Raw genomic sequence first — 23119 nt, forward strand, 5'->3', positions numbered from 1 at the left:
GCTCAGCTGCGGCGGCGGCGTGAACCCAGAGTCATCGCCAGACCGAGAACGATGAGCGCTCCGGCCGAGAGGATCAGCGGCAGGGCTTCGTTACCGGTGCGCGGCAGATCTCCTCCGCCGCCACCGTTGCCGCCGTCACCGGCACCCGGCCCGTCACCCTCGGCGACGACCTCGAAGGATCCGGTCAGCGGATCCCCGCCTTCACAGTCGACCGTGACGTCGTAGGTTCCGATGTAGCTGTCGACCATCGACGCATCGAGCCCGCGGACTCCGAATCGAGCGGTGCCGTCGGCGCCGACTTCGGCAGTCTGTTCGAACTTCTCGATCTTCCCGTTGTTCGGGGTCACCGTCATCGTCGCGGTGGAGTCGGCGGTGCAGCCGGTGACCGCGACCTGGACTCCCTTCTCGCTGACGAAGTCCGGCGCCTCGATCGTCTTCGGATCGATGCTCAGAGCCCGCTCATCAGGAGCCTCGGTCGGCGTCTCCGTGGGCGGATCAGTGGGATCCGTGGGCGGAGTCGTCGGATCGGTGGGAGGATCCGTCGGCGCGTCGGTGAGGTCATAGGCCAGCGTGTGGACGGCGAAGCCGATGGCGGGAGCGAAGATGTCGATGGATTCCTTGCTCACGTTCTCGATCGTGTCCGTGGACTGGTGGTAGTTCGTGTCGTGCTTCTCACCGACGGTGCCGCCGAACATCTCAGCTTCCTCGGCGGTCTTCGTACCGTCGGCGCCGGAGAACAGGCCGCTGGCCGGGATGCCGTTGTCGATGAACGCCTGGTAGTCCGAGCGTCCGGAGAAGTCGGTGCCGACGTTGGGCTGGTCGATATCGGCGAAGTAGTCGGTGAAGACCTTCTCGAGTTCGGCCGACCCTTCGGGGACGTTGACGCCGTCGGGAATCGGCACATCTGAGCCGTCGGAGTCGAGCGTGCCGACGATGTAGTTGTCGGAACCGATCATGTCGAAGTTCATGTACGACTTGATCTTGCCCAGCTCGGCATCGTCGAGGCTCTCCACGTAGTGTGTCGAACCGACGAGTCCCTCTTCCTCGGCTCCCCACCAACCGAATCGGATGGCGTTGTCGACATCGGTCGGCTGTTTCGCGAGTGCCTCGGCGGAAGCGAGCAGCGCCGCAGATCCCGAACCGTTGTCGTTGACGCCGGGGCCTTCTGCGACACCGTCGAGGTGGGCACCGAACATCTGGACGTTATCGTGGTCGCCCGCCTTGGTCTCGGCGATGACGTTCCATGTCGTCGAGGTCACATACTCGGTCTCGAGCGTGAAGTCGGCCGTGAGCACGGCGGCCGCTGCGGCATCGTTGCCGGCCTCAGCTTCGTCGCCCGTCGTTTCGTCGGCGTCGTCGGCTTCACTCGCCTCGCCTCCGCCGGCGAGGCCGTTGCCGAGCTCGGTGCCGGCGTTCTCAGTCGCGCCCTCGGCCTCCGCTGCGTCCTCGACCTTGGAAAGGAGATCCTGGCCGACCTTGTAGGTCACCGTCACGGTCGGGGTGCCGTTCTCAATCCGCTCGCCGAGGGTGGCGTTGAGCTCCTCGTCGGGATTGTCGGCGTCATTGTTGTAGATGATGAGCGCGGCGGCACCGGCATCGGTGGCGGCCTGCGCCTTCTCACCGAATGAGCACTCTCCGCGGGAGGCGAGGACGAGCGCGCCTTCAGCAGACTCATCGTAATCATCGGCAGAGCAGCCGAGCTGCCCGCCCGCAAGGTCGCTGTTGTCATCATCGACCGGCAGGACCACAGGTATGCCAGTCAGCGGTTCTTCGGTCGCCTCGGTGTAGCTTGCGGTGTTGACATCGACCTTCTCGCCGTCGACGACAACCTCGACCGTGCCGTCCTTCTGCTGTTCGTGCTCGAAGGCCTGACGCTTCACATCGAAGGCACCGGTCGCCTCGAGGGTGGATTCGACGTATTCCACGGCTTCTTCGTAGCCGGGCGTGCCCAGCGCGCGGAATCCTTCATCCGCATGCGAGGTGGAGATGTCGGAGATCTTCTGCAGATGTTCCATCACGGCGTCGCCGTTGACGCCCATATCGGTGTGTTCAGTCGGCCCCGCGGTGCCCGCCGCCAGTGCCGGGCTCACCCCGCCGAGGACCAGTCCGGCCGTGGCGGTGACCGCCAGCCAGCTCTTCGTGCGCAACTTCATGGAGTTCCTTTCGCTCCTTTGTCTGTGTCCAGAGGAATCGCACATGACGGCGCACCGGAAGCGACCGCCAGGGTATGGCTCCTCGGCCATACCGGTGTCGGCCTCTCTACGGCTGCACTTGCGGGGAAGCTCGATTCTGACGCTTCGCCATGATTCGTCGTTGGTAACGAATCACATGCTTCTATAACGAAACGGTGACACAACTCACATTGGTCATTAATCTAACGCACCCCAGCGGGCTTTCATGTTACGAATTGATAACAACCGGTCACTGATTGATTTCGCACGCGCGGACTGTCTGCGGTTCACATGCGGATTCTCTGCGGCGACTGCGGCCGCACCACCGGTCACTCCCGCGACGCCCCGGCCTCACCTGCTGCCTGCCCGCGCATCGCACCGCGCAACCCGGCCCGTCTTCTCAGCCCCCTCACGGCCGCCCGTGCCGGAATCAGACCGCACGACTAGACTTGGACCAGTGACGACCAATGACTCCGCAGGTGCGACTCCGCCCGCCTCCCCCGACCGGCGGACCATTCGCCGCTGGCAGCGCTACCTCGCCAACGAGCGGCTCGAGGAACGGGTGTATCGCAACCTCGCCGAACGCCGCAAGGGCGAAGACCGCGAGATCCTGCTCAGCCTCGCCGCAGCGGAATCCCGGCATCAGGAGCATTGGATCTCCCTCCTCGGTGAACACGCCCAGAAGCGCCGCTCCGCCGATCTCGTCACCCGCTGCCTGGCGTTCCTCGGCCGCATGTTCGGCTCCGTGTTCGTCCTCGCCCTGGCTCAGCAGTCTGAGACGAGTTCGCCGTATGACGAAGACGAAGCCGCCTCGGCCGAGATGGCCGCCGATGAACGCATCCACGCCGAGGTGGTCCGTGCCCTGGCCGCCCGTTCCCGCGCCCGCCTGTCGGGGAACTTCCGTGCCGCCGTCTTCGGTGCCAACGACGGCTTGGTCTCGAACCTCGCCCTCGTCCTCGGTGTCGGCGCGGCTGGAGTCTCGAACACCGTCATCCTGCTCACCGGCGTGTCCGGACTGCTCGCCGGAGCCCTGTCGATGGGAGCCGGCGAATACATCTCGGTGCGCTCCCAGCGCGAACTCCTCGACGCCTCCACCCCGGACCCCGAGTCCCGGCACGCTCTGGCCGACCTCAACATCGACGCCAACGAGCTCGCTCTCGTCTTCCGCGCCCGCGGAATGGAAGCCCGCGAAGCCGAGGCCCGCGCCAACCGCACGATCGCCGCGGCGAAGAACAAACAGGCACCGAGGCTGCCGAACCTCGACTCCGAAGTCGACCGTGACGAACTGGGCACCGGCCTCGGCGCCGCCCTTTCAAGCTTCTGCTTCTTCTCCTCCGGCGCGCTCATCCCGATCCTGCCCTACATCTTCGGCATGTCCGGGCTGCCCGCCGTGTTCCTGTCCGCCGGCCTCGTCGGCATCGCGCTGCTGTTCACCGGCGGCATCGTCGGACTGCTCTCCGGCAAATCGCCCGGCCCCCGCGCCCTGCGCCAACTCGGCATCGGCTTCGGTGCCGCTGCCGTGACCTACGCCCTCGGCCTGCTCTTCGGAGGTACCGCATGACCGATCCGCTCATCCTCGTCAACCCCGCTACCGGCACGTTCGAACTCACCGACCTGCGTTCCGCCCAACTGCCCGTCACGGACCTCTCCGCTCATCGCGGGGACGGGATCTTCGAAACCGTACTGGTGAGCGTGGGTGCGCACGGTGCCACCGTGGTGTCACGGGAACGGCACTTCACCCGGTTCCGCGCATCCGCCTCGGCGCTGGATCTGCCCGATCCCGACCAAGGACTGTGGGATCGGGTCATCGATTCCCTCATCGCCGAGGTGGCCGCCGCCGATCCCGAGAATGTCGAGTTCGGGATCCGCTACGCCCTCTCCCGCGGGGAGCAGGACGCGAACGGAGATTTCCGGGGCCGCGGGTGGGCCTTTCCCGTGCCCGTGGACGACCACATCCGTACAGCTCGGGAGCAAGGTGTCACCGCCGTCAGCCTCGACCGCGGATTCGACGCCTATATCGGCAGCAAGGCACCGTGGCTGCTCATCGGCGCGAAGACTCTGTCCTATGCGGTCAATCAGGCCGCCGGCCGCTATGCCGCGGCCAACGACGCCGATGAGGCGCTTTTCGTCTCCCATGACGGAATCGTGCTCGAAGGACCGACCGCGAATCTCATCATCCGCCGAGGCGACCACCTGCTCACTCCGAATCCGGAGGCGGGCCTGCTGTCGGGAACGACGCAGCGCCTGATCTTCGATCATGCGGAGGAACTGGGCCTGAGCGCCGAATATGCCGACCTGAGCCTCGACGACGTCAAGGCGGCGGATGGGGCTTGGTACGTCTCGTCGATGCGCACGGCGGTCGCGCTGCGCGAACTCGACGGGAACGCGATCTCAGTCGATCAGACTCTGACTGACAGGTTCCAGGAGATCATCCGCGGACGGTGAGGCCGTGGGAGCCGCCGGCTCCGAGCGGCGGCAGGCGCCTTCGGGGATACGCTGCCCCGGGGTGGCCGGACTCTGGGCGCCTTCGGGGATGCGCTGCCCCGAGCCCTCAGGCTCGGGGCAGAGCGTCGGCGGGTTTCGCCGAGGGGAGAGTGAAGGCGAGAACGAGCCCGAGGATGCAGGCGGCGCAGCTGATCAGCCACACCGGCCAGAAGACGCCGGACATTCCCGGCAGCAGCGCAAGCAGGAATCCGAGGGCGCCACAGACGAACAGTCCGGTGACGACGCGCGTCTTCCACTTCCTCAGCATCGTGTGCCTTTCTCTTCACGTTTCGACCCAGACCTTCCCTTGCCCGATCGAAGCGTGCTCTCACGCTATCTCCCCCGGTCTGCCCGGCACATCCCCCAAAAGTATGAAATGAGCGAACTTTCTCGACCTCGTTCAATCTCGGGTGGCCTCGCGCGCATCGTCCTGCGTTAGTGTTGACTTCGACGGAATACGTTCCCGCGTCTCGTAAGAGTCGTGGGACTCAATATTCAAAGGAAAGGACACGAGCATGGGAAAGCTCGCTTGGCAGATCATCGGCGTGGGAGCGCCTATCGCAGCTGCATTCGTCGCTCGCAAGACCCTGACCTTCGCGTGGGAGAAGTCGACGAAGCGCCCGGCGCCGTCGAACCCCGTCGATGACGAGATCTCGATGTCCGAGGCCCTGGCCTGGACGATCGTCTCCGGTGTCGGTGTGGCCGTGGCTCAGCTCGTGGTTCAGCGCATCGCCGCGAACACCGTGCGAAACAACTTCGGCGATGAGGCCCTGCCGAAGAAGTTCCGCAAGCAGATCGAAGAGGTCACTGACTGATCTTCCGCTGACCTTCTGCTGCTTCTGCAGCAGCGAAGCGGCCCGCGAAGCTCATGCTTCGCGGGCCGTCTGCTTCCCTGGCGAAATCTGCCGGTTGAGCCCGGCCCGCCAGCAAACGCGAGTCAGAAATTCATACGCCCCGATCAAGATCACTGCGTATGAACTTTGAGGCCGCTCATCCACACCTAGGTCCGACGCGGTCGAGGATCTCGGCGAGGACCGATGCCTCGACCTGCCCCGGCGCCGAAGCCTGACCGATCTGCGCGAATGTGGCGCAGCTGCCGAAGTCGGCTCCCATGATCCTGCTCGTCCGGCCCAACGATCCCATCGAGATTCCGAGCACGGGAACCGGCAGCGAGGCATCCGCCGCGGCAGTCGCCTCCAGGAGACGCAGAACATCGGCCGGCGCCTGCGGCATCATCGCCACCTTGGCCACATCAGCACCGGCCTCACCCATCGCAGCGAACGTCTTCAGCAGGCGCTCGGGTGAGTCCGTGGACTCGAAATTGTGGTGCGAAGCGACGACGGGCACGCCCGCTTCCTGCGCCGAGGCGATAAGGGAGACCGACGCGGCCCGATCGATCTCAACGTCGATGGCCACGGGAACGCCCGATGATGCGCTGCCGGGAACGCCCGAGGCGGCGGTGCCGGTGGGACCGGTGCCGGCAGCAGTTCCGGCGTCTGCCTCGACGTCGGCGACCCCGGCGATGAGTTCCCGCACCACCTCGGCGTAGTCGTCCTCGGTGATCTCCACCTGCCCGCCCTCGAATCCGGTGCGGACGGTCAGGAGGATCGGCAACCCCGCTGTGAGTGCACTCGGAAGCAGGCGAAGGGCCGCCTCGGCGAGGCTGTGCACACTCGTGCGCACCCCACCCTGCGCAGGACCGGAGGCGACGACGAGCAGCGGATCGATGCGCCATTCGACGGCGTCGACGATTCCAGTCGCGGCGGCCGCGGCGCATTCGGCAGTGAGCTCATCTGCATCGATTGCCTGTGTCGGCACGATGACGGCAGGTCGCCCAGGATTGCGCACCGCGGGCGATCCTGCGGCAGGATTGAGGAACGGCAAGGATTTCATTTCTCAAGCGTAGGCGGTGACCAGGCGCGCGCGGGCAGGAGGACACGGGTGGAGACGAAGCAGGTGGGCAGGATCAGCGCACGCGATGGCTTCCCCCTCGAGGTCCAGGTCAGCGGGCCGGAGGACGCTCCTGCACTGCTCCTCCTGCAGGGCCAGTCGAATTCGCACGAGTGGTGGGACGATCTGCGCGGGGACGTCGAACCGGACTTCCGCACAATCACGTTCGACTATCGCGGAACGGGCGGCAGCCGGGGTGAGCTCGGGGAACTGTCGACAGCGAGCTTCGCCGAAGATGCCGTGGACGTGCTCGACCACCTCGGCGCGGACCGGGCCGCGATCTACGGCACGTCCATGGGCGGGCGGATCTCGCAGATGCTGGCACTCAACCATCCGGAGCGGGTGAGCGCTCTGGTCCTCGGGTGCACCTCGCCCGGCGGGCCGCATGCCGTCAAGCGTCCGCGTGAGGTCGGCCAAGCTCTGGCGAGGCTGCGTGGTGACGAGCACACGCAGTACCTCTTCGACCTCTTCTACACCCCCGAATGGACGGTATCAGCGGAGTACAGCAAGATGCTCGGCGACGACACGATGACGGCGGCCGAGTCATCCGCCCATCTGCGCGTGAGCGCCAATCACAATGCCTGGGACCGGCTGCCCGAGATCTCCGCCCCGACGCTGATCATGCACGGCGATGCCGATCGGATGAACCCGGTCGGGAACGCCCGCATCCTCCACGAGCGCATCCCCGGATCTCAGCTGCTGATTCTGCCGGACGGCCGACACGGATTCTTCGAAGAATTCGCCGAGGTGGTCACTCCGGCCGTGGTCCGATTCCTCACGGAATCGCTGCAGAATTCCTGAAGGCAGGAATTCCGGAGGCAAGGCCGCCTACTGCATCAAAATCCCATATCCGGTATCAAATCCATTAACGGCATACCTACATGCTCCAATCGATGATTATAACAATCAAGTAACGCACGAACATCTGTTTGCCCAGGTCAGAGCGCTAGTCAAGGGCGACGCGCCGCATAATCCCAACAAGATCTCTACCGAAAACCCTGAACAAAACTACAATGGTGGATCAGATATCCGTGTGCGGTGAGGCGCGTGCGCAATTGAGCTATTCGGATCTGATCTGCGAGCACCGAACCGTGCAAACGGGGGTGAAGCCTCTCGTTCTTGCGGACTGCCAAGAATGCAAGGAGGAAGCACGTGAGCGTTGTCAAAGCGTCACACGTCTACAAAGTTTTCGGAAAGCGCGAAAACGAAGTCGTCAAACGACTTCAAGAGGGCGCCGACCGAGATGATCTGACAAAACTCGGAACCGCCGCCGTCATCGATGCGAGCTTCGAAGTCGAGGCCGGCGAGATCTTCGTCGTCATGGGCCTGTCAGGCTCGGGCAAGTCGACCCTGATCCGCACTCTCAACGGACTCTGGGCACCCACCGCCGGATCCGTCGAGGTGCTGGGCACCGACATCGCGAAGATCGATCCGGCCGCACTGCGCAATGTCCGCAGCGAACACATCTCGATGGTGTTCCAGCACTTCGCACTGCTCCCGCACCGCACCGTCCGCGACAACGCCGCCTATGCGCTCGAGATCCGCGGAGTCGCGAAGGCGGAGCGGGACAAGGCCGCCGACCGTTGGCTCAAGGCCGTCGGCCTCGAAGGCTGGGGCGACAAGTTCCCCGAGCAGCTCTCCGGCGGTATGCAGCAGCGCGTCGGCCTGGCCCGCGCGCTGGCGGCAGAAACCGATATCCTCCTCATGGACGAAGCCTTCTCCGCCCTCGACCCGCTGATCCGGCGCGAGATGCAGGAACAGCTCGTCGAACTGCAGCGGGAGCTGAAGAAGACCATCATCTTCATCACCCACGACCTCAATGAGGCGATGTTCCTCGGTGACCGGATCGCGGTGATGCGCAACGGACGCATCGTCCAGGTCGGCACCCCGGAGGACATCCTCACCGACCCGGCCAACGACTACGTGGCACAGTTCGTCCACGACGTCGACCGGGCCCGCGTGCTGACTGCCAACAACGTCATGGAGAAGGCTCGGCAGACCGTGAGCAATCAGAACGGTCCCCGAGTTGCACTGCGCACCATGCGCGACAACGGCGCCTCAGGCGTGTACGTCACGGACAGGGACAGGAAGTTCCTCGGCCTCGTCAGCGACCGCGACTGCATCGAACACATCCGGACAGGTGCCACGACTCTCGACGAGATCATCAAACCGGTCGCCCACCCCGCATCTCCGGACGACCTGCTCATCGATCTCTTCCTCCCGACCGCGGAGATGCCTTTGCCGGTGCCCGTCACCGACGCGGACGGCGAACTCGTCGGCGTCGTCCCCCGAGCCACCCTGCTCGCCGCGCTCGGCACGCAGAACGGCAACGACGAGGCCTCGACGGAAGCCGCTGCCGAAGACTGGCCCGAGCCGGTCGACACCGGAATCATCGACCAAGTACTCGCCGAAGGCGATGATGCAGTCGCACCGCAGGCCACCGGCGAAAGGAGTGAGAGCTGATGGAGAACATCCGAATTCCGATCGGAGCCTGGGTCGACACCGTATTCGACTGGCTCAAAGACAACGTCGCATGGTTCTTCGACGCCGTCACCTGGCTGTTCAACTTCCTCATCGAAGTCCTCACCGACGTACTCGTCGACCTCCACCCGCTCGTCATCATCATTCTGCTGGCGCTCATCGGCTGGATCTTCCGCTCGTGGCAGATGGCCGTGGGCACGCTCATCACCCTGTTCTTCATCATGACGATGGACCAATGGGTGGCCGCGATGCAGACCCTGGCGCTGATCATCATCGCCGCTGTCATCGCTATCATCATCGCCGTCCCGGTCGGCATTCTGGCCGCGCGCAGCAACAGAGCCTCGGCGGTCATCAAACCGATCCTCGACTTCATGCAGACGATGCCGGCATTCGTCTACCTCATCCCGGCAGTCACCTTCTTCGGCATCGGCGTCGTTCCCGGCCTCGTGGCCACGGTGATCTTCGCTCTGCCCCCGGGTGTGCGGTTCACCGAGCTCGGCATCCGCGGGGTCGATTCGGAGACGGTCGAAGCCGGACAGTCCTTCGGTGCGACTCCCGGCCAGATCCTCCGCGGAGTCCAGCTGCCCTTGGCCACCCCGACGATCATGGCCGGCATCAACCAGGTCATCATGCTCGCACTGGCGATGGCCGTCATCGCCGGCATGGTCGGCGCCGACGGACTCGGAAAGAACGTCGTCGAAGCGATCGCCACCCAGAACCTGCCGCTCGGTGTCGAAGCCGGACTCGGTGTCGTGATCATCGCGGTCTACCTCGATCGCGTCACCGCAGCCCTGGGCAACGCGAAGGACTACCCGCACTCGCTGGTTGCGGGGATGCGTCGTCGCAGCGCGAAGAACAAGGCGGCTGCGGCAGCCGCCTGAGTCGATGGACCACACAGTCTGAATAGTCGATCACTAGAGAAAGGGAACACACAATGAAGAGAAGATTCCTCACCCCGATAGTCGCTGCGGTCGCAGCCCTCGGCCTTGCCCTGACCGGTTGCTCACAGGAAGCATCGAAGGACGGTGGCGAAGGCGGCGACAAGGGCGACATCAAACTCGGCTACGTCACCGGCTGGACCGACGGCCAGAGCATCTCGCTCCTGCTCGAAGATCAGTTGGAGAAGATGGGCTACAACGTCGAGACCCAGACCTTCAACGACGCGGCCGTCCTCTACGCCGGTGTCGCCAACGGCGATATCGACATGTATCCGTCCTCGTGGCCCGAGGTCACGCACAAGCAGTACATCGATGAGTACGGTGACGACCTCGAAGACCTCGGCGCCTACTACGACAATGCCGTCCTCACGATCGCCGTCCCGAAGTACATGAAGGACATCAACTCGATCGAGGACCTCAAGGGCAAGGGCAAGGACTTCGGCGGCGAGATCATCGGAATCGAGCCCGGAGCCGGTCTGACGAAGGCCACCAAGGCGATGATTCCCGAATACGGTCTCGACGACGAATACGAGCTCGTCACCTCCTCGACCGCTGCCATGCTCACCGAGCTCGGCAATGCGACCGACGCGGAGAAGGACATCGTCGTCACCCTGTGGCGTCCGTTCTGGGCCAATAACGAGTACCCGGTCAAGGACCTCGAGGACCCGAAGGGTGCGATGGGAGACCCCGAGAAACTCCACTTCACCGCGACCAAGGGCTTCGGCGAAGAGTTCTCCGACGCTGCTGACTACGTCGGGAAGATCAAGATGGATGACAAGCAGTACGGAGACCTCGAGGACCTGGTCGTCAACAAGTACAAGGATGATGGCAAAAAGGCCATCGCCGAGTGGCTGAAGGCCAACCCCGACGCCTACGAAGGTGAGCTGCCGGACGAGAAGTGATCCTGACGCCGCGGCAGCAGCCGCACTGAGGACGACATCGTCGGCTCAGCTGCGGGCTTCCCCATTGCCCGGCGTGCGGTCATGAAATGCTGTGCCCTTCCGACTCGGACGAGTCGGGAGGGCACTGCTTTGTGAGTAGACTCGGCTGAGAATCGCCGTTGACACCGTTTTCGGTGTGCCGGCCCGGACGGAGGACATCCCATGACGACCGATTCGGCAACCGTCGACACTTTCGTCGGCCCCCTCACTGTGACCAGCGACGGCCGGTCCATCGTCCGACTCGAATGGCACATTTCCGCCGAGGCGACCGACGCCGCCGATCCGATCCCCACCGAGACGGCCGCCGCCTCGGATCCGACCCTCGTCGAGGCGGTCGCCCAGTTGCGAGCGTACTTCGACGGCCGCCTCGGCGATTTCGACCTGCCCGTGGACTTCGGTCAGATCTCGGACGTCGCGAGGACCGTTTTGACGACCTTGGCCGAAGAGGTCCCGGCAGGGACCACGGTCACCTACGGACAGCTCGCCGAAGCCAGCGGAACCGGGATTCCGGCGCGTGCCGTCGGCGGAATCATGGGACTCAATCCGATCCCGATCATCGTCCCCTGCCATCGTGTTGTCGCCGGTGACGGACTCGGCGGGTATTCGGGCGGGCTGCCCGGGCACGAGCTCGAGACCAAGCGGCGTCTCCTCGAGTTCGAAGACGCCCTGCCGCAGCCCCTGTTCTGACGCTGCCGAAGCGTTCTTGGCCCGCGTCTGGCTCGCTTCGGTCCCGCACCGGGCTCGTTTTGGTCCCGTTCCGTGCCGGTAGTCTGCCGCATTCAGCTGTCCGCCGGGCGGAGCTCTCCGGACACCGGTCGGGGGCCACGGCAGATCTGGAGGACGCCACTGGAAGTTACGCGAATAATGTGATTACATTGCCGTACCAACTTTTGTGATCACAAATGATCCTGCATTCACATGTTCCTGCTCGGACGATCGGAATTGCCAGAGTCGGCGGTTTCACCGCGCTCGAGCAGCCACCGCGAAGAGGAAACTGATGAAGTCACGCACAATCACCACCGTCGTCGCCGCCTGCGCGGCCCTGGGTCTCGCCCTGACCGGGTGCTCCCAGGAAGCCAGCAAGGACTCCGGCTCCGACGGCGACAAGGGCACAATCAAGATCGGCTACATCTCTTCGTGGTCCGACAGCCGCAGCACCGCGTTCCTGCTCGAGGACCAGCTCGAGAAGCTGGGATACGAGCCCGAGCTGAAGACGATCTCCGAGGCCGCGATCCTCTATGCGGGAGTGGCGAACGGCGACATCGACATCTACCCCTCCGCCTGGCCGGAGAAGACCCACAAGCAGTACATGGATGAGTACGGCGACAAGATCGAGGACATCAGCACCTATTACGACAAGGCGCAGAACACGATCGTCGTGCCCGACTATGTCGACATCGATTCGATGGATGAGCTCAAAGACAATGCCGACGAGTTCGACGGCAAGATCGTCGGCATCGAGCCCGGAGCCGGTCTCACCAAGGTGACGAAGGATTCGATGATGCCTGCCTACGACCTCGAGAAGGACTTCGAACTCGTCACCTCCTCGACCCCGGCCATGCTCACCGAGCTGGGCAATGCCATCGATGCGCAGGACGACATCGTCGTCACCCTGTGGCGTCCGTTCTGGGCGAACAATGCCTACGACGTCAAGGAGCTCAAGGATCCGAAGAACGCCATGGGCGATCCGGAGAAGATGCACTTCCTCGGTACCGAGGGCTTCAGCGACGAGTTCCCTGAGGCGTCGGAGCTCATCAAGGGGATCAAGCTCGACGACAAGACGTACGGTGAGCTCGAGGACCTCATCGTCAACGAATACAAAGAGGGCCAGGAAGGCGACGCCGTCGACCAGTGGGTCAAGGACAATCCGAAGGCCTTCGACTCCGAGATCACCGACTGAGCCGCTGCGCGAACATACGGTGCGGCCGCCGCCCCCGCTTCTGCGGGTCCGGCGGCCGCGCCGCTTTCTCAGCCGTCGAACAATTCCTGCCCGACGTACCCGTCCTCGGTCGCTCCGGGCGGGATCGCCCACACGGTCGACCCGATCGGGGTCGTCCATTCGTTGAGCAGGTCCACCTCGGCGAGTCGGCGCTGGATCGGCAGGAACTGCCGTTCGATATCGGCCTGGAACGACGCGAACAGCAGCCCCGAATCCCCACCCGCACCGGTCTCGTAGTTGAACGTGCGCCGGTGGATCTGCACCTCCGGACCCAGTCCGTCGCGGGCCCGGGCGATATGCGCGACCTGTGAGATCTTCGTCAGTCCGCGCTGATCGACGGCGGTGAAGTCCGGGACGTCGAACTCGTCCTCACCCGACAGCGGTGCCCCGGTGCCCATGGTCCGCCCGACCGCGAACTCCCGTGCCGGTCGGTCGGCCTGATCCCAGGTGTCGAGGTTCATCGCGATATCGCGCAGAACCAGCGTCGTTCCCCCGCGCATCCACACCGGCAGATGCGCACCGAGGTCGGCCGGCGGCTCCCCGCGGGCGGAGAACACCGGATTCGCGGTCTCGGTGCCCTGCCCCCAGATGGTCCGCGCGAAGTCCTCGGATCCGGGTCCAGGATTCGCAGTGCCGTCGAGCTGGCCGAAGAGGTTCCGCTGGGTCTTCCCCTCCCCTGCGCTGCCGTAGGCACGTCGAAATCCGTCCCGCTGCCAGGCCACCTCGGCGAACGATCGCGAATCCTTGAACAGCATGCGCCTGGCATGTGCCAAGGTCAGCGGGTCGTCGCCGCAGATCTGCAGGAGCAGGTCGCCCTGGCAGCGGTCCTGATCGAGGCGATCGATCGAGAACGCTTCCAAGGGCTTCAGCCAATCCGGGACGTGCTCCCTTCCGGCCAGCGCCACCAGCTCGGATCCGAACCCGAAGGTCACCGTCAGTCGGGCAGGGTCGACGGCGAGCTCGGATTCGGAGTCGGCCAACGGGGCCTGCCCCTGCGTCAGCGCGGCTGCATCCGCGGTGAGCAGCCGCAGCCAGCGCACCGCTTCGGCGGCCTTGATCCCGGGCCCCAGCGTGAACGCGATGAAGTGCGCGAAGGCCTGCGGCGGGGTCTCGACCCCGGATTGATGAGTGCCGTAGAACGGCTCGGTCTGCGGCCCGTTCGCCCCGTCCAGATCTCGCCGAGGCGGCCCACCGTCGCCGCCGCTCCCGCCCGGAGACCCGGCGCCGCGGCCGAGTGCGAACCCGGCCGTGGCACCGACGACACCTGCGCCGCCGGCCGCGGCCGCCGAGGTCAGGAGACCTCGGCGGCTGAAGCCGGTGCAACCAGGCTCAGTGGTCACTGTGGTCTCCCTGGTCGGAGTTCTCGTGCTCTTCGCTGTCGGCGCCGGTGTGTTTGCCGTCGTCGCCGTGCTCACCATGGTCGCCGTGGTCGTCGCTGGAGCCTTCGGCCTCACCGGGCGCGTAGTCTTCCTGGGCTCCGGAGTACTCCTTGGCCACGGCCGTGACCTCGACGGTCTCGTCATCGGCGGTGACGAGATCGAGCTTGATCTGCTCGCCCGGCTTGATCGCCTTCTTCAGTCCCATGATCATGATGTGATCGCCTCCGGGCTCGAAGCGGAGGCTCTCCCCGGCCGGGATGGTGAAGCCGCCCTTCTTCTCCTGCATGGACATTCCGCCCGAGCCGTCGCCTACGGTTTCGTGGAGTTCGACCATCTCCGCGTCCGCGTATTTCGCCTCGACGAGGTTGATGTCGGCGTCGGTGTTGTTCTTCAGCTCCCCGAAGACCGCAGTCATTCCGTCGTCGGCGGCCTTGACCCATGCGCCGTCGAAGCTGAGCGCTTCGGCGTCGACCGCGCTTTCCGAGGATTCCGCCGAGGTGGAGCTGCCGCCGTCGGTCTGTGTCGAGCCGGCGGCCTTGCTGTCGTCTTGGCCGCAGCCTGCCAGGCCGATGGCGACGGCGATGGGCAGGGCAAGGGCCAGGGTGATGTTCTTTCGCATGATATCTGCACTTTCGTCATTCAGGTGCTGTCGAGCACATGTCGGCGCGCGCCGCGGTCACCTGTTGGCACAGGCAGTCCCGCGTGTCCCCCGCCGTCAGACGACGAGGATCTTCGGTCGCAGAGTCTCTGCTGCCCGAAGCTGCGGGCGCTGAGCCGCATCGCGTTCGTCCGCCTGTGTGCAGGGAACGCGGCTGACCGGCAGCGCTTTCGTGAGCCTTTGCGCAGGTCACAGTTGCCTGCGCGCAGCTCGTGCGAGTGCAAGTGCGCAGGGCATGTGCTGGCCAGGGTGCGGGTACGTGTCCTCTGCGCGCAGCGGTGTGCGCGGACGTGTTCGACTATCACCGAGGGGCGGCGCGCCGCCGTCTGGGCGGTCGCCCGAAGATGGATGGTCACCCGGGAAACCAGGTGCGGGTCGGCGCTGCAAACGCCGATTGGGATGTCAGCCGAACGCGGGCGGGCCGCGGCGGTAGTTCGGGCCGACCACCGCCGATGTGACCGGCTGCGGCACCCGGAACGAAGCGCAGAGCTTGCGGAACGGTTCGTCGGCCAGGACTCCGGCCGCCTCGTCGAGGGCTCGCAGTGCGCCGATCACCGGGCCCAGTGCCAGCTGCAGAATGCTGAGGACGATGTCCTCACCGCGTTTGAGGATCACGGCGGTGACGAGGACGGCGACGACGTGGGCGATGATCATCCCCACCGAGGTTGCCCCGTGGCTCGCATGTCCGAGCGCGGACGCGGCAGGACCGAGATCAAGAGTGCCAGGGGCTGGCACGATGTGCCCAGCGTGGGCGTGGAGGGCCGCCTCGGCGGAAGTGGATCCGGCACCTGCAGCTCCGGCCTGCCCGCTTCCGGATTGAGCGGTTCCCGCGTGGGCCCCCGCATGAGCGAAGGTGTGTGCAGACCAGCTCATCGTCAGGTGCATGAGCACCTGCCCGAGGCCGAGCAGGCCCGCCAGAGTCAGGTAGCCCAGGCGCCTGCCGGCGACGATCATCGCCGCCCAGAGGACGAGAACGAAGACGACCACAGTGCCCGGAATCGAGACGCCGCCACCGGCACCGAGGTGCATGAGCAGGGCGAGGAGAGTCGTGAAGAGGGCAGCGAAGAGCGCACGTACGGATTTCGTCCATCCGGTCATGGGCCCTCCTCTCAGCTCGCTCCCACATTCTACTCAATGTAGAACAATTTCGGGAAGGCGACTGAGCCTACATCCGCAGCCAGGTATCGGCGGTCTTCTTGACCATGGCACCGGCATCAGCGGCAGCATCCCCCCAGGCGACGAGGTTGCCATCGGGGTCAGTGGTGGAGTCGGAAAGGACGACGACGTCGAAGTTGCACACAAGACCCGCCATCGCCGAGGCGTAGACGGCTCCGGGGGTGCCCGCCGAGGACGCGTCGGCGCCGGCGATAATGATCCGGTCGACGGAGAGGTCATGCAGACCTGCGGCCAGATCGTCGACGCCCTCGAACACATCCGGGCTCTCGGATCGGAGCACGAGATCCTCCTCATCGGGGACGAAGATGCTCAGCTCCTCATCGGGAGTGTCGGCGAGGTCGGCCTTCGTCGACGCGAAGATGAGCACACCGCCCACAGCGCGGGTGCGGGTGACGATATCGCCGAGGGTCTCCATGGCGTCATCGCTGGGGTAGCTGGCGTCGTCGGTGTCAATGAGGAGCAGGGCATCCATACTCCAATCGTGCCACGACCGACTGACACATTCGAAGCCGGTTCATCTCGGCTGCGGCCGACACCACTCCTGACCTGCATGGACTCAAAGAGGCTTGTCAACATTCTCGAACTGTGACGAACATCAGATTTGTGTTCGAAACTTTTATCGATCACCTATGGCTTTCCACGTATTATGAGCGTACACTGGATTCCAACAACAACGATGTTGGTGAACGGAATTCATCCCCATGACCCTCACTCCCGAACGCAGCTCCGATCATTCCGATCGGAACGCCGACAACTCCTCGCAGACCAGCGGACACCCGCTGCTGGCCGACGAGGAGTGGGCAGATCTCAGCCGCTTTGCGCCCGAGGTCACCTCTTCGATCACTCAGCTGATGAGCCTCAAAGATGAGCTGCGCTCGTTCGATCGCCCCATGGGACCGGATCAGGCCATCATGCTCGCCGATGGGGTCGAGGCGATCACACGCATCAACGATGCATTGTCGACGCTCGCGCTCTCCGTCTGCGAACGTGTCGGAACACCCAGCGACTTCGGCGCCAAGTCGACGAAGTCGCTCATCGAGAACCGATTCAACCTCACCGGCGCGGAGGCGAATCGCCGCACCGATATGGCCAAGAACCTCGGCGGACGCGTCGACATGGCCGGACAGGCTCTGCCGCCTCTCTACCCTGTCGTCGCAGATGCGCTCCATGCCGGCACGATCTCCGCCGCCCAGGCGTCTGTCATCGAAGACTGCATGCGCAAACTGCCCACGTGGGTCAGTCAGACGGTCCGCACCGACGTCGAGACACGCTTGGTCGACAACGCACCCAAGGTCCGTCTCAAGGACCTGCGCGAGATCTTCGGCAAGCTCATGGGCTATATCGACCCGGACGGCGCAGAGCCGAATGACTCGGCCGACCGCTCTGCGTACAACATGTCCATGCGCGCCAAGGCCAACGGCGACTGGGAGCTGCGTGGACTGCTCGACCCCGTCACCGGCGGCACTCTCAACGGACTGCTGACCTCACGGATCCAGTCTGCGGGAGAAGCCGACAAGACTGGCGTCGACTCGGCGACCGGCGCCTCTGAGATCGCGGCCGCGGGCAATCCCGCCACCGTCACCGCTGCTTCTGAGGAGACGAGCTCGCCGCTGCCAGACAAAGAGCTGCTTGAGATCGTCGACGCGGTGCTCTCCGGTGACCGATATGACGCGAAGCGAGTTCCGACACCCGATCTCAACGCAGCTCGCACGAGCGGGAATCCGGCTGCCGTCCCCGGCGTCGGCGTTCGTGAGGACGGCGGATTCGTCGACGTCAGCGCCGAACAGCCCTCGGCGCGCGAATGGATCTACGAACGATTCGCCGGCCTCGTCACGACGATCGACAAGCAGCGGACGGCTGCAGGAGCGCCTTATGCTCTCGTCATCAACGCCACCGCCGAAGATCTGGCCAAAGGAACAGGACACGGAACCACGGGCGCCGACAATCCCATTCCCATCAAGGAACTGATGAGAAACGGCCTCAACGGCTCGCTGTTCTTCCACCTAATGAGCGACAGGGCCAAGACGATGCAGGTGGCCACAGAACAGCGCTTCGCCAATCGCAAACAGTTGGCAGTGATCACCGCCCGTGACCGAGGTTGCACCTTCCCCGGCTGTGACGCCCCTCCCGGTTGGTGCGATGCCAACCATGTGTTTCCATGGTCGCTCGGCGGAAAGACGGAGATCAACAATCTCGCGCTGCTCTGCAGCTATCACCACCACCTGCTCGACCGCACCGCCTGGGACACGGTGATGCTCTTCGACGGGCGACCGGCCTACATTCCGCCTGCCGCAAAGGACCCGGCTCGTAAGCCGATCCTCCACGCCCGCTTCATCGCGGACGACATCGTCGACTCCCTGTTCGACAAATAGCCGCCCCAACTTTCAGGGGACAGCTGTGCCCACTTTCCAGCTTCGGCCGGGTTCAGCCCACTTTCCAGGTTCAACTCGGTTCAGCCCGGTTCAACTCGATGCAACTCGGTTCAGCCCGGTTCAGGCGGGTTCAGTCCCCCAATGAAGAGGCTCGGATGCTCATGTCCTCATCGAGGAGCAGGAGGTCAGCCGGCATTCCGGGAGCCAACAGGCTTCCGGCACCGGCGGCACTGCCCGCCGCCTGCAGAGAATCACCCGGCTCCGGCACTCCGCCCACCGCACGCAATGGAACGAATCCTGCGGACTGCACAGCGTCGAACGGGCTGAGTCCCACCTCGGCGACGGCCCGCTTCACAGCCTCGTCCATCGTCAACGTGGACCCCGCGATGGCGCCCTGAGTGCCATCCGCGGTAACCAGACGAGCCACCGAATCCTTGACCTCGACCGGTAGCGAACCAAGGTGATAGCTCCCATCGTGCAGGCCGGTCGCCGCCATGGCGTCAGTGATGAGAGCGATGCGCCCGGGCACGAGTTCGTGGAGCATACGCGCGACCGGGGCAACCACGTGGACGCCGTCATTGATGAGTTCGACGGTGACATGCTCGGCCTCGGCCGCGGCAAGGACCGGCCCCGGAGCACGGTGATGGATTCCGGGCATCGCATTGAACGCGTGGGTGAGGATGCTCGCCCCCGCCTCGAAGGCCTGCGCGGCCAGCGCATAATCGGCAGCCGTGTGACCGACGGCCACACGCACCCCTGCCGCAGAGAACCGACCGATCGCATCGAGAGCACCGGGAAGTTCGGGCGCGATGGTGATCTGGCTCAGAGTTCCATCGGCCGCCTCGAGGATTGCTTCGACCGCCTCCGGAGTCGGCGATGTGAGCACTTCGGGCGCATGCGCACCTTTGAAATCCGGGGACAGGAACGGGCCTTCGGCGTGCAGGCCCATGACCATGGCCCGCTCACGGACGAGTCCGGCGCCCGCGCGCAAGGACTCACACAGCCCCTCGATCGTGTCGGAGACGTAGGACAGAGCGAGCCTGCCGGTGCCGTGGGCCCAATGCACGTCGAAGATCGCATCGATCCCCTCGCTCCTGTCCTCGGCGCTCGCACCGCCCGCACCGTGACAGTGGATATCGACGAACGCGGGAGCCACGTATCCGCCGGCGGCGTCGATGACCTCACCTCTCGCCGAGGCGGCCCTGTCCTTCCAGCCGTCCCCGCGGCCCCGTGCCGTGACCGTTCCCTCGGCGACCGCGATCCACGTGTCCGCGGTCGCCTCGGTGAACGTCGCCCGATCGCCGTCGAGGATGCACGCATTGTGGATGACCGCCTCGGCGGGGATCTGTTCGGTCTGTGTCATCAGGGTCCTTCCATCGCTCTGCGAACGCCTCATTCAGGGTACGGAATCAGTTGGTGAATTTGCCCCGCAGCAGGGTCTTGGCGAGTTGGGTCTCGTCGGGCAAGGTGCCGACGGGTGTTGTGCCGACAGATCGGCTGTCGGCTCGCCCCAGGGTGCGAACGAACCGCTTGCCGCCTCGCCCCAGGGGCGCCGACAAACCGGTAGCCGCCCCGGCGCGGGGCGCGGACGAACCGGTTGCCGCGCCCACCTCAGGAAACCGACGAACCGACTGCCGGCTCACCCCAGTGTGCGAACTCGGTTCGCGTCGATGCCGAGCACATGCGTATCGAGGAACGCGAGCACGGTGCGGTACCAGACCTCGGCGTTCCCGCGGCCGAGGATCCAATGCCCCTCGTCGGGGAAGTAGAGGAACCGATGCTGAGTGTCGCCATCGGCGTCGAGGGGAGTCTTCGCCCGAGTGAGAAGATCCAGCCACAGCTCCTGACCCTGACCGATCGGTACCCGGTAGTCCTTGTCGCCATGGATGACGAGCATCGGCACCTCGATGTCATCGGCGAACAGGTGCGGCGAATACTGAGTCGACTGCTCCCGCATCGCCTGATCCCACGACGAATTGTCCGTCGTCCGCCCCATCGACGTGGTGTTCCACAGAGAGGCGTGGGTGACGACGCACTTGAACGCGCTGCCGGTATGCCCGGCCACCCAATTGGCCATGTATCCGCCGTAGGACCCGCCGGCCAGGGCGACACGTTCGAAATCGATGTCCGCCCTCTCACCTGCGGCCTCGGTCAGCGCCATGATGTCGGTGAAAGGAGTGCCGCCGAGCTGCTGCTGACCGCGATCGATCATCGCCTGCCCGTAGCCGGTGGAGATCGCCGGGTCCGGCAGCAGCACCGCATAGCCGGCAGCCGCGAAGGGACCCGGATTCCACCGGTAGGTCCACGCATTCCACGACCCCCACGGTCCGCCGTGGGCGAAGACGACGAGCGGATGCGGCCCCTCCCCTTCCGGAAGCACCAGCCACGCACGGATCGGCGTGCCGTCCTCGGCACGGACCTCGACCTCGGTGAGGGTGCCTTCCTCGTCGAGCACCGTCGCGGGGTTCGCGAGCTCGCTGATGACCCCGGTGCGGAGGTCGACGGAGATCGGCAGCGGCGCGACATCAATCGCCGAGGCGGTCGCCACGACCGTGTCCTCGCGCAGGGCCAGCCCCGAGAACGAATACTTCTGATCGGCGCCCCCGACGAGCCGCCGAGGCTGAGCATCATTGATGTCACCGATGAAGATGCTGCCGCGACCGTGATCATCCGCGGTGGCCACGATGGTCGAATCGTCTGCCCAGATCGGGGAGAACCAGAAATCACCATCCGGCCACACAGGATTCAGTTCCGCGGTCTCGAGATCGAGGACCATGAGTTCGGCCGCGAGGTTGGTCTGCGGAGTCCAGTTCTGTACGCGAGTGACCAGTGCTTTCGTCCCGTCCGGGCTGATCGCCTCGATGTCGAAGCTGTGATCGGCAGCCGGTTTCGTCAGACGATGCAGTTCGGGTTCCCCGTCGAGGTCCACGCGCCAGACCTCACTGGCCTCGAGCTGTCCGGGGATCGGCTTCTCGAGCTGGACGAGGGCGAAGCGCGCCCCATCGTCGACGGCCCAATCGACAAGTCGCCCAGACGGCAGGGACAGGTACCGGAAGTCCAAGCCCGCCGGGGCACTCAGCTCGTCACTGACTTCGGGGAAGTCGGCGGCCGCCTCGTCGAGGGTGGCCACAGCCAGGATCTGCCGTCCCGGCCCCAGATCATGATCCCAGCGACGGACGGGGAAACCGGTGTGGAGGATCCCGCTGACCTTCGCGTCGCTGCGTTCGGAGCTGAATTCCTGATGGTCGTTCTCGTCGGCGGCCCATGTATGGACGGGGAACTCGACGATGATGGTCTCGCCCTTGACCTCGATTCGGGAGAAACCGCCCTCATGATCGGTAAGCTTGCGGGCCTCACCGTTGTCCGGCAGGGCCCACAGGCTCGGGGACTCGGCATCCTTGCCGTCCTCGCCCTTGCGTTTGGAGGCGAAGACGATCGTGCCGTCCTCGCTCAGTGCGGCCGGTCCCACGGACTGATCGCCGCGAGTGATGCGTCGGGGCGTCTCCCCGCTGATATCGGCGAGGTGGCTGAGGGAGGAATTCCCTTCGGAATTGAGGAACGAGTACTGGGCGATGACGCGGCCGCTCTGATTCGTCAAGAGGCCTTGCAGGCGGCGGGCGTCGAGGAGTCGGGTCACTGCGTCGTGGGTCGTCATCTTCCCATCCTAGATCCCCGCGCAGATTTCGGGGCGAAATCCAGAGAAACCCCAGATCGCCGAGGCGGCCGGCCCCTGTGATGACCGACCGGAGTCACCGAGGCGGTCGACCGGATCGCGGGCGCATTAACTTCGCGGGCGCACTATCTTCGCGGGCACCTGATCGCCACGTCGTTCGGTGCTCACTGGCACGTCAGTGGAAGCTCGGTGACGGGACTTTCTCACCATCGATCGTCACCGTCGGAAGCATCTTCTTGAAGTCCTCCGCCACTTCGGTGTTCGTCTTCGGTGTGCGCATCTCGATGGACAGATTCACCAGGCGCCCGTTGATCTTATACCCCGTCTGCACCCCGAAGGCATAAGTCGGTTCGTTGTTGATAGCGAGGATCTCGGTCGGACCGAGTTCACCCTGATAGCTCCAGAACTCGCCCGCGGCCAGAGACCCTGTCTGCTCGGCCAACACCTGTGAGTCCTGTTCGGAGAAGTTGTACCGCCTCTTCTGATCAACGACTTCCTGAGCACTGTCACCGTATTCGTCGGTGCAGTTGACGAGGATGGTATCGCCGCGAGTGGTGTCTTCGCCATGGTTGAATACATGGAACTGCTCGGTACTCCCGGTGCTGTCTCTCCAGTCATCACCGATTGCGAAGGTGAGTTCGACCGGGCAGCTGCTGCCGAACGTCACTGAAGTCTTCGTCATCCCCTCGGGGATGCCGGCTTCGGTGGGCTTGCCCGTAGGCTCGGGACCGGCGGTCTCCTCCACGCCGATCCGCACCGGCCCTGCGGACTTGTCTTCCGTGCGGATATGGAGGACCGAGCATCCGCTGAGGAGGACGGTCAGTGCGAGTGTGCCGGCGGCCGCGGCTCGTCGCGCCGAGGCGGGTCTGCCCGCGTCGGGACTCCCCGCGGCACGACTCCCCGAAACGGGTCTCTTCGCTACGAAGATCCCCACGGATGAGGTATCCGATGCCTTGC

At 64.9% G+C, this 23119-nt stretch carries 20 protein-coding genes; 10 read left to right on the plus strand and 10 right to left on the minus strand.

The window, feature by feature from the left end; translation table 11 throughout:
• Nucleotides 1-2: 2 nt before the first annotated feature.
• Nucleotides 3-2153, minus strand: coding sequence for a M28 family peptidase (locus ACOZ9V_RS17595; RefSeq protein WP_434592209.1), 2151 nt, complete (start codon nt 2151-2153; stop codon nt 3-5).
• A gap of 475 nt (nt 2154-2628) precedes the next feature.
• Between ACOZ9V_RS17595 and ACOZ9V_RS17600 the strand changes: the two genes are divergently transcribed.
• Together ACOZ9V_RS17600 and ACOZ9V_RS17605 are read left to right on the plus strand one after the other, a co-directional pair.
• Nucleotides 2629-3732: a VIT1/CCC1 transporter family protein gene (locus ACOZ9V_RS17600; protein WP_434592212.1), complete on the plus strand. Its 1104-nt coding sequence runs from the start codon at nt 2629-2631 to the stop codon at nt 3730-3732.
• On the plus strand, nt 3729-4616 hold the full coding sequence (locus ACOZ9V_RS17605; protein WP_181271514.1) for an aminotransferase class IV: 888 nt from the start codon (nt 3729-3731) through the stop codon (nt 4614-4616). The genes ACOZ9V_RS17600 and ACOZ9V_RS17605 overlap by 4 nt, the downstream gene beginning before the upstream one ends.
• Before the next feature lie 106 nt (nt 4617-4722).
• Here ACOZ9V_RS17605 and ACOZ9V_RS17610 read toward each other — a convergent pair whose 3' ends face one another.
• Nucleotides 4723-4923 (minus strand): hypothetical protein, encoded by a 201-nt coding sequence (locus ACOZ9V_RS17610; RefSeq protein ID WP_139468999.1) that lies wholly within the window; start codon nt 4921-4923, stop codon nt 4723-4725.
• A gap of 247 nt (nt 4924-5170) precedes the next feature.
• Here ACOZ9V_RS17610 and ACOZ9V_RS17615 point away from each other — a divergent pair, with 247 nt between their 5' ends.
• Nucleotides 5171-5470 carry a DUF4235 domain-containing protein gene (locus ACOZ9V_RS17615; protein ID WP_092010107.1) on the plus strand — a complete coding sequence of 100 codons (300 nt, stop codon included), beginning with the start codon at nt 5171-5173 and terminating at the stop codon, nt 5468-5470.
• A gap of 175 nt (nt 5471-5645) precedes the next feature.
• Here ACOZ9V_RS17615 and ACOZ9V_RS17620 read toward each other — a convergent pair whose 3' ends face one another.
• Nucleotides 5646-6548, minus strand: coding sequence for a type I 3-dehydroquinate dehydratase (locus ACOZ9V_RS17620; RefSeq protein WP_434592217.1), 903 nt, complete (start codon nt 6546-6548; stop codon nt 5646-5648).
• A 48-nt stretch (nt 6549-6596) separates the two neighbouring features.
• Here ACOZ9V_RS17620 and ACOZ9V_RS17625 point away from each other — a divergent pair, with 48 nt between their 5' ends.
• The 6 genes from ACOZ9V_RS17625 to ACOZ9V_RS17650 all read left to right on the plus strand — a co-directional run bounded on the left by ACOZ9V_RS17625 (nt 6597) and on the right by ACOZ9V_RS17650 (nt 12865).
• On the plus strand, nt 6597-7406 hold the full coding sequence (locus ACOZ9V_RS17625) for an alpha/beta fold hydrolase (protein WP_181271517.1): 810 nt from the start codon (nt 6597-6599) through the stop codon (nt 7404-7406).
• Nucleotides 7407-7757: 351 nt separating this feature from the next.
• Nucleotides 7758-9068 carry a quaternary amine ABC transporter ATP-binding protein gene (locus tag ACOZ9V_RS17630; protein ID WP_434592220.1) on the plus strand — a complete coding sequence of 437 codons (1311 nt, stop codon included), beginning with the start codon at nt 7758-7760 and terminating at the stop codon, nt 9066-9068.
• On the plus strand, nt 9068-9967 hold the full coding sequence (locus ACOZ9V_RS17635; RefSeq protein ID WP_181271519.1) for an ABC transporter permease: 900 nt from the start codon (nt 9068-9070) through the stop codon (nt 9965-9967). Before ACOZ9V_RS17630 ends, ACOZ9V_RS17635 begins: the two co-directional genes overlap by 1 nt.
• A 53-nt stretch (nt 9968-10020) precedes the next feature.
• Nucleotides 10021-10926 carry a glycine betaine ABC transporter substrate-binding protein gene (locus tag ACOZ9V_RS17640; RefSeq protein ID WP_181271520.1) on the plus strand — a complete coding sequence of 302 codons (906 nt, stop codon included), beginning with the start codon at nt 10021-10023 and terminating at the stop codon, nt 10924-10926.
• Nucleotides 10927-11127: 201 nt separating this feature from the next.
• Nucleotides 11128-11652, plus strand: coding sequence for a methylated-DNA--[protein]-cysteine S-methyltransferase (locus tag ACOZ9V_RS17645; protein WP_181271521.1), 525 nt, complete (start codon nt 11128-11130; stop codon nt 11650-11652).
• A 310-nt stretch (nt 11653-11962) separates the two neighbouring features.
• On the plus strand, nt 11963-12865 hold the full coding sequence (locus tag ACOZ9V_RS17650) for a glycine betaine ABC transporter substrate-binding protein (protein ID WP_434592225.1): 903 nt from the start codon (nt 11963-11965) through the stop codon (nt 12863-12865).
• 68 nt (nt 12866-12933) lie between these two features.
• Here the strand turns inward: ACOZ9V_RS17650 and ACOZ9V_RS17655 are convergent, their stop codons facing one another.
• The 4 genes from ACOZ9V_RS17655 to ACOZ9V_RS17670 all read right to left on the minus strand — a co-directional run bounded on the left by ACOZ9V_RS17655 (nt 12934) and on the right by ACOZ9V_RS17670 (nt 16589).
• Nucleotides 12934-14244 (minus strand): Dyp-type peroxidase, encoded by a 1311-nt coding sequence (locus ACOZ9V_RS17655; protein ID WP_434592228.1) that lies wholly within the window; start codon nt 14242-14244, stop codon nt 12934-12936.
• Nucleotides 14234-14902 carry a copper chaperone PCu(A)C gene (locus ACOZ9V_RS17660; protein WP_434592231.1) on the minus strand — a complete coding sequence of 223 codons (669 nt, stop codon included), beginning with the start codon at nt 14900-14902 and terminating at the stop codon, nt 14234-14236. The genes ACOZ9V_RS17655 and ACOZ9V_RS17660 overlap by 11 nt, the downstream gene beginning before the upstream one ends.
• A gap of 441 nt (nt 14903-15343) precedes the next feature.
• Nucleotides 15344-16039: a hypothetical protein gene (locus ACOZ9V_RS17665; RefSeq protein ID WP_434592234.1), complete on the minus strand. Its 696-nt coding sequence runs from the start codon at nt 16037-16039 to the stop codon at nt 15344-15346.
• Between the two features lie 67 nt (nt 16040-16106).
• A complete protein-coding gene (locus ACOZ9V_RS17670; protein ID WP_139468989.1) occupies nt 16107-16589 on the minus strand; it encodes an isochorismatase family protein in 483 nt (160 codons plus the stop codon).
• A 229-nt stretch (nt 16590-16818) separates the two neighbouring features.
• Here ACOZ9V_RS17670 and ACOZ9V_RS17675 point away from each other — a divergent pair, with 229 nt between their 5' ends.
• On the plus strand, nt 16819-18489 hold the full coding sequence (locus ACOZ9V_RS17675) for a DUF222 domain-containing protein (protein WP_434592237.1): 1671 nt from the start codon (nt 16819-16821) through the stop codon (nt 18487-18489).
• Nucleotides 18490-18619: 130 nt separating this feature from the next.
• Here ACOZ9V_RS17675 and ACOZ9V_RS17680 read toward each other — a convergent pair whose 3' ends face one another.
• The 3 genes from ACOZ9V_RS17680 to ACOZ9V_RS17690 all read right to left on the minus strand — a co-directional run bounded on the left by ACOZ9V_RS17680 (nt 18620) and on the right by ACOZ9V_RS17690 (nt 23096).
• Nucleotides 18620-19852 (minus strand): N-acetylglucosamine-6-phosphate deacetylase, encoded by a 1233-nt coding sequence (locus ACOZ9V_RS17680; RefSeq protein ID WP_434592240.1) that lies wholly within the window; start codon nt 19850-19852, stop codon nt 18620-18622.
• Between the two features lie 276 nt (nt 19853-20128).
• Nucleotides 20129-22144, minus strand: a complete 2016-nt coding sequence (locus ACOZ9V_RS17685) for an alpha/beta fold hydrolase (protein ID WP_434592243.1) — start codon at nt 22142-22144, stop codon at nt 20129-20131.
• 193 nt (nt 22145-22337) lie between these two features.
• Nucleotides 22338-23096 (minus strand): hypothetical protein, encoded by a 759-nt coding sequence (locus tag ACOZ9V_RS17690; protein ID WP_434592246.1) that lies wholly within the window; start codon nt 23094-23096, stop codon nt 22338-22340.
• Between the last annotated feature and the right edge of the window lie 23 nt (nt 23097-23119).

It is taken from the genome of Brevibacterium sp. 1718 (genome assembly GCF_051131255.1).
Taxonomy (GTDB): domain Bacteria; phylum Actinomycetota; class Actinomycetes; order Actinomycetales; family Brevibacteriaceae; genus Brevibacterium; species Brevibacterium sediminis.